This window comes from Rhodococcus sp. 66b (assembly GCF_002076325.1).
Classification (GTDB): Bacteria; Actinomycetota; Actinomycetes; order Mycobacteriales; family Mycobacteriaceae; genus Rhodococcus_F; species Rhodococcus_F erythropolis.
Genome location: NZ_MUZB01000016.1, coordinates 124,727 through 139,172 on the forward strand (window position 1 = coordinate 124,727; position 14,446 = coordinate 139,172).

At 62.8% G+C, this 14,446-nt stretch carries 11 protein-coding genes; 3 read left to right on the forward strand and 8 right to left on the reverse strand.

From position 1 onward, the window contains the following. Position 1: 1 nt before the first annotated feature. The 3 genes from B0E55_RS26155 to B0E55_RS26165 are packed head-to-tail and all read left to right on the forward strand — an operon-like array spanning position 2 to position 2,626. Positions 2–784 (forward strand): ABC transporter permease, encoded by a 783-nt coding sequence (locus B0E55_RS26155; RefSeq protein WP_153212942.1) that lies wholly within the window; start codon positions 2–4, stop codon positions 782–784. Further along, the gene (locus tag B0E55_RS26160) at positions 784–1,590 is read left to right on the forward strand and encodes an ABC transporter ATP-binding protein (RefSeq protein WP_029256747.1); all 807 of its coding nucleotides are present in this window, start codon (positions 784–786) and stop codon (positions 1,588–1,590) included. Before B0E55_RS26155 ends, B0E55_RS26160 begins: the two co-directional genes overlap by 1 nt. 25 nt (positions 1,591–1,615) lie before the next feature. After that, positions 1,616–2,626 (forward strand): YdcF family protein, encoded by a 1,011-nt coding sequence (locus B0E55_RS26165; protein WP_020909742.1) that lies wholly within the window; start codon positions 1,616–1,618, stop codon positions 2,624–2,626. Between the two features lie 6 nt (positions 2,627–2,632). Here B0E55_RS26165 and B0E55_RS26170 read toward each other — a convergent pair whose 3' ends face one another. From B0E55_RS26170 to B0E55_RS26205, 8 genes are all read right to left on the reverse strand, one after another. Further along, positions 2,633–3,466 (reverse strand): NmrA family NAD(P)-binding protein, encoded by an 834-nt coding sequence (locus B0E55_RS26170; RefSeq protein WP_029256748.1) that lies wholly within the window; start codon positions 3,464–3,466, stop codon positions 2,633–2,635. 14 nt (positions 3,467–3,480) lie between these two features. Next, positions 3,481–5,421 carry a hydantoinase B/oxoprolinase family protein gene (locus tag B0E55_RS26175; protein ID WP_003946069.1) on the reverse strand — a complete coding sequence of 647 codons (1,941 nt, stop codon included), beginning with the start codon at positions 5,419–5,421 and terminating at the stop codon, positions 3,481–3,483. Next, the gene (locus B0E55_RS26180; protein WP_019746087.1) at positions 5,421–7,520 is read right to left on the reverse strand and encodes a hydantoinase/oxoprolinase family protein; all 2,100 of its coding nucleotides are present in this window, start codon (positions 7,518–7,520) and stop codon (positions 5,421–5,423) included. The genes B0E55_RS26175 and B0E55_RS26180 overlap by 1 nt, the downstream gene beginning before the upstream one ends. Before the next feature lie 281 nt (positions 7,521–7,801). After that, on the reverse strand, positions 7,802–8,473 hold the full coding sequence (locus B0E55_RS26185) for an SRPBCC family protein (RefSeq protein WP_003946004.1): 672 nt from the start codon (positions 8,471–8,473) through the stop codon (positions 7,802–7,804). Further along, entirely contained in the window at positions 8,470–10,992 is a 2,523-nt protein-coding gene (gene cutA, locus B0E55_RS26190; RefSeq protein WP_019746089.1) for an aerobic carbon-monoxide dehydrogenase large subunit, read from the reverse strand. Before cutA ends, B0E55_RS26185 begins: the two co-directional genes overlap by 4 nt. Further along, positions 10,989–11,633 carry a (2Fe-2S)-binding protein gene (locus B0E55_RS26195; protein ID WP_029256750.1) on the reverse strand — a complete coding sequence of 215 codons (645 nt, stop codon included), beginning with the start codon at positions 11,631–11,633 and terminating at the stop codon, positions 10,989–10,991. Before B0E55_RS26195 ends, cutA begins: the two co-directional genes overlap by 4 nt. A 2-nt stretch (positions 11,634–11,635) precedes the next feature. Continuing rightward, positions 11,636–12,538: an FAD binding domain-containing protein gene (locus tag B0E55_RS26200; RefSeq protein ID WP_019746091.1), complete on the reverse strand. Its 903-nt coding sequence runs from the start codon at positions 12,536–12,538 to the stop codon at positions 11,636–11,638. Positions 12,539–12,627: 89 nt separating this feature from the next. Beyond that, complete coding sequence (locus B0E55_RS26205; protein WP_020909747.1) at positions 12,628–14,067, reverse strand: uracil-xanthine permease family protein; 1,440 nt, start codon at positions 14,065–14,067, stop codon at positions 12,628–12,630. Positions 14,068–14,446 lie beyond the last annotated feature (379 nt).

The following is a 14,446-nucleotide window of genomic DNA, read 5'->3' on the forward strand; positions in this document are numbered from 1 at the left end:
GATGATGTCAGGACTTCGACTCCTCGCGTGGGAGTTGTGGCTGCCGATCTTGATCGTCGTCGTATGGTACTTCGGTTCGGAGTCGAGCAAGTCACCCTACTTCCCGCCACTGTCGCGTATCTGGAAAGCGTTTGTGGACAACTGGTTCGGTCCGGGATTCGCCCACGACGTCGTACCGAGCTTGACCAACCTTGCCTTCGGTCTTGCCGTGGCACTGGTGGTCGGCATCGGCGCCGGTCTCCTGCTGGCACTGTTCCCGCTGACTGCCGATATTGCCGATCCGTTTCTCCAGTTCTTCCGCGCCATTCCGGCGCTGGCCGTATTGCCCGCCCTCTTCATCGTTTTCGGAACCGGTTCGACGGGTAACGTTGCCGCCATCGCCTTCGGTGCGGTCTGGCCGATACTCCTCAACACCCTCGACGGCATTCGCTCCATCGACCCGAGTATCCGATTGGTGGCGCGCAGCTACCGGATCCGTACACCCCTCCTGGTGACGCAGGTACTCCTCCCCGGAGCGATGCCACAGATAACGGTCGGTATCCGTACCAGTCTCGCGATCGGTGTCGTCATCATGGTCGGCAGCGAAATGTATGTCTCCACTGCAGGAATCGGCCACTTCGTGATCGTCGCGCAACAGACATTCGCCATCGCGGACATGTGGTCCGGAATTCTCCTGTTGGGAATCATCGGATACGTGCTCAACCTCGGATACGGCGTGATCGAACGATGGTTGCTCAGATGGCAGCCGCGGACCCACGACGCTCTCGCAGTGAAAGGAAACTGATGTCATCCACAGAATCTGCGGCATCGATACCCGCAGTCGAACTGAGCGGCCTCGGGGTGACCTACGGCGGCCCCACCGGCCGCGAAGTGCTCCGCGGGATCGACCTTACGGTCGCACCGGGAGAAATCGTCTGCATCGTCGGCCATTCCGGCATCGGCAAAAGCACGCTGATTCGTTGCATCGCCGGTCTGCAGAAGCCGACCACCGGTGAGGTCCGCATCGCCGGGATCGCGATTGATGCACCGCCGGCCACTCTGGCTCTCGTGTCACAGGACTACGGCCGCACACTGATGCCGTGGCTTCGAGTGGGCGAGAACGTTCGCCTGCCGCTGCGGGGCAACGGTCTGGCGCGGAAGGTTCAGAACGAAAGGGTTACCGATGCACTCGCCGTTGTCGGTCTAGGCGGTGCTGCGCGTTCCTACCCCTGGCAGTTGTCCGGCGGAATGCAGCAGAGGGTAGCGATAGCTCGCGCTCTCGCCTATCGGCCGCAGGTACTCCTCATGGATGAACCCTTCGCGTCGGTCGATGCGCAGACCCGCGCGGAACTCGAAGACCTGCTGCTGACGCTTCAACGTGATCTTGGTATCACCGTCCTCCTGGTCACCCACGACGTCGACGAATCGGTGTACCTGTCCGATCGAGTGGTCGTACTCGGCGGAACGCCGGCATTGATGCAGGACATCGTCGACGTCCCGTTGACCGGAGCTCGAGATCAACTGACCACCAAGGCGGACCCACTGTTCATCGAGTGCCGTACCAGGGTGCTGTCCGCAATCCAGCAGTCCAAAACGGTGGCGCCCGTGTAGTGGGCACCTCGCCTAGTCTGGCTCCGTGATCCTTCTCCTCATCGGCCTCGCGCTGCTCGGATTCTGCGGCTACCGGTTCAGGCAGGATCGGCGGAGGCTGAGCAACGGCGTCTATCTACTTCTCGGAGTGATCTTCACCGGTCTGTGGATGCTGCAGTCGGGTGCACCGGGGACCGAGATCCCGTCGTTCGTCATCGCGACGATCGCTCTGCTCTCGCCGTTGCTGGTGCTCCTGCTTGCAGGATTCCTGATCGTCAACGGGGTCACGATGCTGCGGCGCGAGGGATTCAGCGTGGCGAACCTGCTCTCCCTCGTCGCCGGACTCGGACTGCTCGTTCCCTACGTACTGCTCGCATCAGCGTTGCTGACGCAGAGATATTGGCTCGCAGTCGTTCTCGGATCGTTCAGCCTGGTCGCGTCGTACCTGGGGTTTCTGTTCACGAGCTTTCTGCTCTACTCCTACGTGTACGGACGCCAGAAGTACCAGCCCGGGATGGACGCGATAGTGGTGCACGGCGCCGGGCTTTCGGGTGCCGACGTGACGCCCCTGCTGGCCAGCCGTCTGGACAAGGCCGCGGACATCTTCCGCGCCGAGGTCCGCGAAGGACGTTCACCGCTGTTGGTCGTCAGCGGCGGGAAGGGATCGGACGAGGTGGTCAGCGAGGCTGAGGCAATGTGCGTCTACCTCGTCGATCACGGGATCCCGCGCGAGAACGTGATGCTAGAGGACCGTTCGACCACCACGCTCGAGAATCTCGAGTACACCAGGGACCTTCTCCGAGCCGACACCACGAAGCCTCGAATGGTTCTGGTCACCAGCAACTTCCACATACTCCGAACCGCAACGTTTGCCCGAAGCCTCGATCTGGACGCAGAAGTCATCGGTTCCCACACCGCCCGGTACTACCTGCCGAGCGCTATTCTGCGCGAGTTCGCCGCCGTCACGGTGGAACACAAGTGGCTCAACGGAACGGTCTGCCTGATACTCGCCGCCCTGCCCCCACTGGTTGTCTGGGCGGCAGGAGGCATTGCGTAGCAAGCCTCACCGAATCAGGCTCTCGACGCCCATCGGTCGGCGACCCAGAAGCAGTTCCACGGCAGCACTGCCTGCAAGGAAGTCGTGGTGGTTGTAGAACTCGAACATCGCCGCCAATCGTGAGCTGGCGTTGACGTCCAGGCCGCTGCCGATCTGTTCACGCCATTGATCCACGCTGATCTGTTCTATCGCGACGGTACGTGACGTCTGCTTCTCCACCATCTGTGCCACCTCCATGACGCTCAGAGCTTGCGGGCCGCCCACCTCGTACGTCGCTCCGTGATGCTCGCCCGGGCCCTCGCTCAGGACGACCGCGGCAACAGCTGCCACGTCCGCCAAACTCACGAACGAGAACCTCGTGTCCGCGCTGTACGGCACGACGATGGTCTCTGACCGACCCGTGAGTACTGCTTCGAAATTCTGCGCGTATGCACATGGCTGCAGCACAGTCCATTTCAAAGGCGAACGATGCAGTTCGTCCTCACACCTGGCTTTGTCCAGGTGATGCGGCATTGACGGGCTGAACGGCCACGCCACGGAGTGATAGACAAAGTGCTCCACCCCCGCCGAAGCCGCTGCCGTCAGCGCATTGCGAAGCAGCGCCGGCTCGTCGGGATGGACGTTCGGGGCAATGAAGTACACCCCTCGGCACCCGGCGAGCGCCTTGCGCAGCCCTCTTCCCGTTTCGAGTTCTACCTCGAAGTCCCCGTCGACACGCGCCTTTCGCACCAGTCGCCGAGCTGTCACGCTCTGCGGCAGTGCAGCGACGACTGCCTCACCGGTCTTACCCGCGGCGCCGATCACCGCGATGTCGGCGCCGCGAGCAATTCCGTTCTCCATGAGAGTTTTCCGTCCTAGACGTAGTCGTAGACCGCTGAGGTGGCGCCACCGGAAAGCTGCGCGTAGCCCGGACCCCGATCGAAGAAGGGTTCGTTCTCACCGCGCTCCGAGCGCAACTGATCCCGTAGCTCCGTGGTAGCAGCCTCGTCGACCGACGGCTCGTCACCCTCGATCACGACAACACCGTAGTCGTCGCGTGCGCCCTCCACGGAAACCTTGCGCCACTGAATGTCTCGCAAGACCTCTTCGATCGGGCGCTCCAGTGGATCTCCCCAACCGCCACCACCGGTGGTGCGAATCCGTACGACCTCGCCGGCCTTGATCGGCTCGGCATCGGTCAGAGCGTCGAACTCACGCTCGTTCGGTCCACCCGGATCCAGGACCACGGAGAACGGCCGACCGGCCTTGCCGCCCTTGACTCCCCAGCAGGCGAGGATCGAACGATCCGCAATGGACATGAAGTGCGCATCCTTGAGCATCCGGATGTGCTTCTCGTATCCCAGGCCGCCGCGGTAGCGTCCGGCTCCGCCGGAATCCATGGCCAGACCGAGCTTCTCGACGATGAAGGGGAAACGGCTCTCGGTGAATTCGGTCGGCAGGTTCCGTGAATCGGGAACGACGTGAATCGTGTCCTCACCGTCGGCGTAATAGCGTCCGCCCGAACCGCCGCCGAGCACCTCACGCATGAGGTACGAGTGACCCTCGAAGTCCTCACCGTAAACACCGGTGTACCTGATGGTCTCCTGGTCGGCGGGCATGTTGCCGTCCACAGCCTTGGCGACGACGCCGGCCAGCACTCCGAGCAGACGGAGGATGACAAAGGTGCGAGCGTTGGTGGGGGCAGGGAAGATCGGGGTGATCAATGTTCCCTTTTCGGGGAACTTCATCTCGATCAGCGGTACGACGCCCTCGTTGACATCCAGTTCGGCCATGCGCTCCGGGGTGTCCGCGAGGTTACGCAGAATCGGGGCCAACCACTTGATGAGGAAGTTTCCGTCCGCGTAGTCACCGCAGTGGTTGATCGGGCCCTTTGCCTGCGGTCCGGTTCCGTTGAAGTCCAGGATGAGTCGCTCGCCGCCCTCGTCCTCCGGCCGCGTCTTCGTGAGCGTGATCCGCTGGATGTGGAGCATCGGCTCGTCGACGCCGTCGTGCTCGGCGTAGTCCTCCCACGTGTACTCACCGACCGGGATCTTGCTGAGGATCTCGCGGCGGTACGTCTCGGTGGTCGCGTCCATCATCGCGTCGAAGCACGACTCGACGGTGTCGACGCCGTAGCGCTCGAACAATTCGGTGAGTCGACGCGCCCCCATCAGGCACGCCGAGCACTCGGCGTCGAGGTCAGCTGCGAGAGCGTCCGGCATGCGGGAGTTACGCGTCATGATGCGCAGCGCCGCCTCGTTGGGAACTCCCTGGTCCCACAGTTTGATCGGCGGAACCATCAAACCCTCTTCGTACACCGTGGTGGCGCCGGACGGCATGGAGCCGGGGCAGCAACCGCCGATGTCGTCGTGGTGACCGAATGCCTGAACGAACGCAACAACCTTCGGCTCGGCATCGGGAGTGACGCGGGCGAAGACAGGCACCGTGACGCAGAGGTCGGGGAGATGGCCGATGCCACCTTCGGACAGGTAGACGTCGTTGTGGAAGTACACGTCTCCCGGCTTCATCGTCTCGAGTGGGAAGTCCCGGGCGATCGGATGAACCAGGGCGGAATACGAACGGCCCGTGAGCTTGCGGAGGTTCCGGTCGTGAATACCCGCGCGGAAGTCGTGAGCGTCACGGATCATCGGCGAACGCGAGGTGCGCGAAATGGAGGTCTCGACTTCCATTTCCACGCTGGCGAGGTAACCGGCGACGATCTCGACCAAAATCGGATCAGGTGACGCACCGTCGGTAGCGGTGAGTCGGTACGGCTTGGCCGCGGTGGCAGCAGCAGCATCGAGAATGGCGGTCATCACTTCACTCCGTTCGAGTCGGAAGACTTCGAGATACGAATGTTCCCGAAGGTGTCGATACGTGCCGAGAATCCGGGGTGGATCGGGACAGTCGAGCTGAACTCCTCGATCACGGCCGGTCCTTCGATGACGTCACCCGCACCGAGCAGCGTGCGGTCGTAGGTAGCAGTTTCGACCCAGCTGTCGAAATACGATTGCCGCGAACCGGTTCGGGCGGTGTCGGCGCCAGTGCCGGCGGGGATCTCCTTGAGCGTCGGACGCTTGATCGGGCCGATGCCGCTCACGCGCAGGTTGACCCATTCCACGTGCTGTGACGGGTCTCCCCGGAAGTCGTAGCCGTACAGTTCGCGGTGCGCCTGGTGGAACGCCTCGGCCGCGTCGTCCATGATCTGCGCCGTGACGGTACCTTCCGCCACCGGGACGCGTACCTCGAAGGCCTGACCGAGGTAACGCAGATCCGCAGTACGGGAGTACTTGCGCTGCGTCTCGTCGAATCCTTCTTCGGCAAGCGCGATTTCGGCCTCGCCGGCCAACGCGTCGAACTGGCTCTGCAGGTCTTCAGCCTTCAACCGGTCGTGACGACTGACATGCGTCTGGACGTAGTCGTTGCGGACATCGACCGTCAGCAGACCGAACGCGGAGACGTTACCCGGATTGAGCGGGACAAGAACGTCTTTCAGACCCAGGATGTCGACGAGACGGCAGGCGAGCAGGGAGCCGGAACCGCCGAACGTCACGAGGGTGAAGTCGCGAACGTCGAGGCCACGCTTGACGGTGATCTGACGCAGGGCGTTGGCCTGGTTCCACGCCGAAACCTCGAGGACGCCGACCGCGCACTCCTCGAAGCCCAGACTGAGCTGTGTTGCAAGCTCTTCGAGGCCCTTGCGTGCCAATTCCGTGTCGAGAGGAATCTCGCCACCGAGCAGGTGAGGTGGGATGCGGCCGAGCAGGACGTGCGCGTCGGTGATGGTCGGTTCGCTGCCGCCCTTGCCGTAGCACAACGGTCCGGGATCGGCGCCCGCCGACTGAGGGCCGACGCGGAGGGTGCGTTCCGGCGTCATCCACGCGATCGAGCCACCTCCGGCGCCGACGGTCACGACGTCGATCATCGGGATCTTCGACGGGTAGTTGCCCACTCGCCCTTCGGTGGTCAGCGCGGGCTCGCCGCGAACCACGACGGTGACGTCCGTCGATGTTCCGCCGCCGTCACAGGTCAACACCTGCTCGACGCCGGCCGCATCGGCGATCAGCGCAGCACCGAGAGCTCCGGCAGCCGGCCCCGACAGAACTGTCGTAATAGGCTGGTGAACAACCTCTTTGGCTGAAAGGACACCGCCGTTGGACTTCATGACGTAGAACGGGATGTCGCGGGGTTCGCCGTCGGTGGTCGAGAACTCACGCAGACGATTCGCGATGTTGTTCACGTAGTTTCGGATGTTCGGCTTGACCGCGGCGTCGACGAGAGTGGTGATGGACCGCTCGTATTCGCGGTACTCACGAAGCACCTGGCTCGAGATGCTCACCGTCGCATCGGGGAAGACCTCGAAGAGGATGTCGCGAACGCGCTCCTCGTGCGTCGGATCGGCGTACGAGTGCATGAGGCAGACGCCGATGGTCCGGATGCCGCGGTCCTTGAAGAACTGCGCTGCGCTGCGAACGCTCTCTTCGTCGAGCGGACGAATCTCGCTGCCGTCGAAGGAAAGCCGTCCACCGACGGTGCGTACACGATCGGCGGGAACGATGCGTTCGGGCTTGACCCAGAAGTACGAGTTGCCGTAGCCGTCCGGCACCGACTGACGAGCGATTTCGAGAACGTGCTCGTAGCCTTCGGTGGTGATGAAGCCGAGGTTCTCGACCTTGCCTTCGAGCAGCTTGTTGGTCGCAACGGTCGTGCCGTGGCTGACCGCACCGATCGAGTCGCCGCTCTCGCCGAGCTTGGCGAGCACTTTCTCGATACCGGCGAGAAAGCCCTCGGCGGGATCCGCCGGGGTGGACGGGGTCTTGGTGGTGACGATGGCGCCGGTTTCGTCGTCCACTGCCACGATGTCGGTGAACGTTCCGCCGGTATCGATACCGACCCGAATCTTCCTGGGTTCCACGCTTCCTCCTGAGATCTTTGGCTCGTCTCGTCTGGTACCGATCGACGGTTGCGGCCTAGCCGGTGAGTGGCTCGTACCTGACGTGTAGTGCTATTCCACAGGTTCGGAAGGGCGGATTCTTTGTCACAATTCGCCGAATCGGGGGGCCAAGGTTCGGCGCACGATCACGAGCGGATCTTCGCCGGCGCCCCCGTGGGTTACGCGGACGTGAAAAACGCCCCGAACCTGGTCGGTTCGGGGCGTTTCCCTCATCGTGAATCAGCTGTTGACACCTGAGTGAACTACTCGCGACAACCAGAACGCGCCAGGAATCCGCCTATAGCAACACCTGACAAAGCAATGGCTGCGCCGACGACGGCGCTGACCATCACCGTGCGAGCATCTGTGCCGCCCGCTGTCGGTGCAGCGGCCGGAAGAACCGCCGGTGCCGCGACAGCTCCGGAGACTACCGGCGCGCCTTCGACCGCCACTGCCGGTATTGCCGCCGCCACGGCGGCAGTGACCTTCTCGGGGATGCCGTTGGCAATGACGCCGTCGATGCTCTTGAAGAACACCCCGGCCATCTTCTTGGCTACACCGGTGATCATGCGCTGCCCGACGCCGCCGACCATCCCGCCGACCACGGCATCGGCGTCATACGAAAGCAGCGTGCCACCCTCGTTCTCCGTCAAGGTGACCGTGACGTCCGCCTTCACCGTGCCGGGAGCACCAGCCCCCGAAGCCGTCATGACAAACGAATTGGGCCGATTCTGTTGCGACAGAACAACCTCGCCGTCGTAGACGCCCTTGATCGACGCAACTCCGGCCATGATGGAGAGCTTGTAATGATTGTCTGTGAGCTGCTCGAGCGACTGCACACCGGGAATGGTCGCGGCCAGTACACGACCGTCCTGGAGCTTGTCGTAGACCTCTTCGCGAGGTGCCGTCAGCTGCGCGGTGCCGGCGATTCTCATGCATTCTCCTCTGATGACGAACCCGCATGTGCGAGTCGAAGTTCGAACAGTTCGGACGGTGAAATGGGCATGGACGTGATCGAGATTCCTTCGGCGTCCTCGATGGCGGCCGCGATGACGGCGCTGGTGGGGATCACACCGGCCTCACCGGCACCCTTCATTCCGAGTGGGTTGAGCCCTGACGGCGTGACGGTGTGATCCATCTCGAGCGAATCCGGCATCTCGGTGACGAACGGCATCAAGAAGTCCATGTACGACGCGTTGAGCATCTGCCCGTGCTCGTCGTAGACGATCCGCTCGTAGAGTGCGCCGCCGATACCTTGCGCGACGGCGCCCATGACCTGGCCTTCGACGATGCGGGGGTTGATCACGTTTCCGCAGTCGTGGATGACAACGTAACGACGGACCGTGATCTCGGCTGTCACGGGATCGGTTTCGACGATCGCCGCGTGCACTCCCGAAGCGAAGGTGGAACTGGGCGGCGAGTAGTAGCCGGTTGCTTCCAGACCAGGCTGCTCACCCTCGGGAATCGGCGGCTTCGACATGTCCGTGTCGGTCTTGGCGAAACCGGTGGCCAGCTTCGACTCACGGTCGAACGCATATCGTAGCGGGTTCGACAGCACGGCAACAACACTCAGCGGTACGGACGTACCTTCCACTCCGGCTTCGGTGCCGATCTTGCACACGTGGCCTTCCCGGAGTTCCAGTTCGGTTTCCGGCAGATCCAAGATTCCGGAGGCGATCTTCTTCGCCTTCTCCGCGACCATCTGCGCCGCGACATGGAAGGCCGAACCCGACATGACCGCACCACGCGAGGCGAAAGTGCCGACGGCATAACCGAACCGGCGGGTATCACCCGTGACGATCTCGACGTCGGAGACCTTGACTCCGAGATCGTCCGCGACGATCTGGGCGAAGGCGGTCTGATGTCCTTGGCCTTGCGTCGTCAAGCCTGTTGCCGCCTTGACCTTTCCGGACGTCTCGACCACGACGTGTGCACCCTCGTAAGGCCCCGGGCCGGTTCCCTCGACGTACGCACCGATACCGATGCCGACCGACCGCCCTTCGGCGCGAGCCTTCCTCTGGTACTCGGGAAATCCGTCCCAGTCGATGAGCTTCTTGAGCTTGTCGATGCCTGCCTGGTAGTCGCCCGTGTCGTAGATCAACGGGCGTCCGTCCTGGAACATCAGGCCGAAGTCGTACGGCATGTCCTCGGGGCGAATGAAGTTCGCCTCCCGCACCGCGATCTTGTCCTTGTTCAGGTACTTGGCGATGGCGTCCATGGATCGCTCCATAGCGAACACGGCCTGCGGACGTCCGGCGCCGCGGTACGGGGTCACTATGACCGTGTTGGTGTACAGCGAATAGGCGTTGACCCGGAACGACTTCGGCTTGTACGGCCCGAGAACCTGCGTCGCGGTGTTGATCATGACGATGATCCCGTACGGCAGGTAGGCACCGTTGTCGTGCCAGAACGTGAAGTCGAACGCCAACAGACGACCCTCGTCGTCGAATCCGATGTCGACCTTCTGGATCTGCCCACGCTCGTGCGCGCTCGAGATGAAGTGCTCACGGCGATCCTCGACCCACTTCACCTCACAGGAGATGCCGGCCTGGCCGAGGCGTCGAGCGGCCCACGTGATCATCACTTCTTCGGGCCACGGGTGAACGATCTTGACGCCGAATCCACCGCCGACGTCAGGAGCGATGCAGTGAACCTTGTTCAGCGCCATCCCCAATCGCGCGGCGATTGCGGCGCGGGCGGACGTGGAGGTCTGGGTGGAGGTCCAGAACGTGAGGGTGTTCTCGTCGCCGTCCCAGCGCGCGTAGACACCCTTGCCCTCCATCGGCATGGAAGCCGAACGCTCGATTTCGAGATCCAGCGTCAGTCGGTGCGGCGCGGCGGCCAGTTCGGCATCCAGATCTCCGAACCCGTGCTGCAGGTGAGCGGCGACGTTGTCCGGAACGTCGGCGTGGACGGCGTTGGCGGCGGTGCGAGCGACGTCGATCCCCACTACAGGCTTCAGCGCCTCGTAGGTGACGTCGATCTTCGCGCAAGCGTCCTCGGCGATGTACCGGTTGTCGGCGACCACCATGGCGATGGCTTCGCCGACATGCTTCACCTCGTCCTTCGCGAGGGGATACCCGTTGCGCGGAGCGATGATTCCCGGATGCGGAATGAGCAGTGGCAGGTTCTCCGCCATTTCCGGCGTGTCGGCCAGGAGATCTTCGTAGGTGTAGATGGCATGCACACCAGGCACTTCCAGCGCCTGGTCGATGTCGATGTCGATGATTCGCGCATGAGCGTGCGGCGACCTGACGAATGCCGCGATCAGCGCGTTGTGGCCCAGATCGTCGAGGTATCGCCCCTGACCGCTGAGCAGACGCGTATCTTCCTCGCGCGGAATCGGTTTACCGAAGAACTTGCCGTCGTCGGCAACCGAATGATCGGCCGTCGAATGATCGGAAGCCGGGTGCTTCGCCCCGTTGCGCTTTGCTGGTTTGACCGGAGTACTCATGCCTTACCCGCCCGTCCTCCGACGGGATTCGTCGTTCCCCGCACCTTGCGATCCAACGCCTCCCGAGTGGACGCGTCGTCGATTCCGAGCGGGAACTGCCCGGCCCGTTCACGCTTGATCTCGGCTGCGCGCAGAACCGACGCCCTGATGTTCTGGTATCCCGTACAACGGCAGAGGTTTCCCGCGATCGCGTCGGTTGCTTCCTCACGTGTGGGATTGGGGTTCTCCTCGAGAAACGCCGCGATGGTCGTCACGAATCCCGGTGTGCAGAATCCGCACTGCAGACCGTGACAATCCTTGAACGCCTGCTGAACCGGATGCAAAGTACCGTCCGGCTCAACGAGGCCTTCGACGGTCGTGATCGATCGACCTTCGAGGCTGGCAGCGAGGACGAGGCAGGACCGAACCGGCTTTCCGTCGAGCAGCACGGTGCACGCACCACACACGCCGTGTTCACAACCGACGTGCGTGCCCGTCTTACGGAGGTGGTGACGAATGGCATCCGAAGCCAAGGTGCGGGAGGGAAGAACGACGGTGCTCGTCACCTCGTTGAGCGTGAACGTCACGGCCACATGGTGCTCACCGGTGTCTGCTGCCAACTCGGCAAGTTGATCATCGATGGAGCGATCGTTTTTGGACATTGTCACCACTTTCCTGCCAGTACTGCGTTCTCACTGAGAGCATCCGTTGCCGCCGCGAAGCCGACCCGCGCCGTGAGCGCGGACACCAACTGCGAGCGGTACGCCGCCGTCCCGTGAATGTCTGCCTCGGTATCTATCTGCGCGCGGGCGCATTCTCCGAGAGTGCGCCATCGCGGGTCTCGCTGATCCGTCGCGGACGCCCCCGCCAGCACGTCCGTGTAGTCCACGACCTGCCCCAGCTCTCCGGCGGACACGTACGTCATGTGCGCTTCGGCCACCAGACCGTCGACCACGCGAATCCGGGCGACGACGCCGACCAGTGCATAGTCACCGTGACGACGCGCGATCTCGTCGATGGCGGTCCCCACTCCGGGTTCGGCGCCGGGCACCGACACCGACACCGCGATCTCGTCCGATTCCAGGCTCGACTCGAGAGGACCGGCAAAGAGATCCGTCGACGCGATCTCGCGGGTGCCACGCACCGACTGGACGGTCACGCTGCCGCCGAGCAGTGTCAGGACTGCCGGCATCTCCGCCGACGGGTCGGCATGGACGATGGAACCGACGCTCGTCCCGCGGTTACGGATCGTGGGGTGCGCTACCAACTGCAGAGCACGGTTCAGTAGAGGCTGAACTCGACGAGCACCTTCGTCGGCCGCCAGCACCGAGTGCGTGGCCAGGGCCTGGAACCGCACTCCTTCGTCTTCGGACGAGGTCACCGAAGCGAGGTTCGGGATCGATCCGATGTCGACGATGTGGGCGGGCGCGGCGAGGCGCATGGACAGCAGCGGCACAAGCGATTGCCCACCGGCGAGCACCTTCCCCTCGTGAGAGACCTCGGAGAGGATTCGGCACGCGTCCTCGACCGAGGACGGTCGGTGATAAGTCAGCGGCGACGGTTTCATTACTCAATCCTGCCTCTATGAGTCACTTCACGTTTTGTGCAGATGTGACAACGGTCACGGGTCATACCTGGCATACATTCAACTTGGCATCACGTGAGCTGCGCCACGGGCTCTTCCCGTTCGTCATCTGACGTATCCGGACCCGTCGTGGAGCCCGGTCGCCTGCCGGGCTCCGGCCTGTTCAGTTCGGGGTTCCTGGACCCGACGAACTGGCAGAAGTGGTACATCACGATCAAGACGATGGTGCCGAGCGCGATGCCTCCGAGTGAGAACGTGTCACTGAACTTCAGAGCCGTGTCGCCGATACCGATGATCAGACCGGCGGCGATCGGCATCAGATTCAGCGGATTCCCGAAGTCGACACCGTTCTCTTTCCAGATCTTGGCGCCGAGCAGACCGATCATGCCGAACAGAACCACAAGAATTCCACCGAGAACGCCGCCGGGAGTCGCCGCCATGACCGCCCCGAACTTGGGGGAGAAGCCGAGCAGGATCGCGATGACACCCGCGATCACGTACGCGGCGGTCGAGTACACCCGAGTGGCCGCCATGACACCGATGTTCTCGGCGTGTGTCGTCGTGGGAGAGCCGCCTACTGCGCTGGCGATGGCGGTGGCAAAACCGTCACCGGCAATTGCGCGTCCGATGTACGGGTCGAGATCGTCGCCCGTGATCTCGGCGACGGCCTTGACGTGACCGGCGTTTTCCGCGACCAGTGCGATGACACCGGGAAGGACCAGAACGATGAACGTGAGGCTGAACGAGGGAGCGTGGATACCGACGATTCCGTTGGCTTCGTCCGAGAACGGCGGCAACCCGAACCATGACGCCGAGTGCACCGAATCCCAGTTGACACGAAAGTGCTCGGTGGGTGCTCCACTACCGCCGGCGGACGTGATCGGACCGGAGACCCGGTCGAGGACCCACGAGAAGATGTAGCCGAAAACCAGCGCGACGAGAATGGCGATACGTCCCAGGAAGCCGCGTAGCGCAACGCTCATCACGATCAGGGCAACCATCACGATCAGTGCCACCCATTGGTCCTGCGGCCAGTACAACCCCGCGACAACGGGCGCCAGGTTGAAACCGATCAGCATCACCACAGCGCCGGTGACCACCGGCGGTAGCGCTTTACTGATGACGCCACCGCCGAGAAAGTGGATGGCGATGCCGACGAATCCCAGAACCAACCCCGACACCAGAATCGCACCGGTCACTTCCGCCGTCGTTCCACCCTGAGCACGAATAGCGGCAACGCCGCCGACGAAGGCCGCCGACGTACCGAGGTAACTGGGGACGCGTCCTTTGACCACCAGGAGGAAAAAGAGCGTACAAAAGCCCGACATCATCACGGCAAGTTGAGGATTGAGCCCCATGATGATCGGGAAGACGAACGTCGCGCCGAACATCGACACGACATGCTGGCCACCCAACCCGATGGTTCTTCCCCAACTGAGTCGCTCGCCGGGAGCGACCACTTCACCGGGTCCGATGTTCTTTCCGTCTCCGTGCAACGTCCAGATCGGCATGACGAGACCTTTCGCGAAGGAGGAAGGTGTTCGAAATGCTTTGTGCCCCAGCTCACAAACACCGTGTCTGGAGTGAAACGCTAATGCAGCAATCAGATTTGGACGTGATGACAATCTGCCAGAACCCACTCGCCGAGATTGGCAACAATGGTGGCAGATGACGCGGGCAGGGGTCATCGTCAGTGCTGGAGACAGTTTCGACCGAAATGAGGACCGCGCCGCGAAGGGTCCAAACATTTTCTTCGGCTTAATGATTCCGTAACACGATGTCTGTCAACGGAAAACGAGGTACCTAGCCGAGGGCTGCGAGGATCCCTGCTGCCATCTCCGCGACCTGATCGTCGGTCATGACGAACGTCGGCGAAATCTGCATCGCACC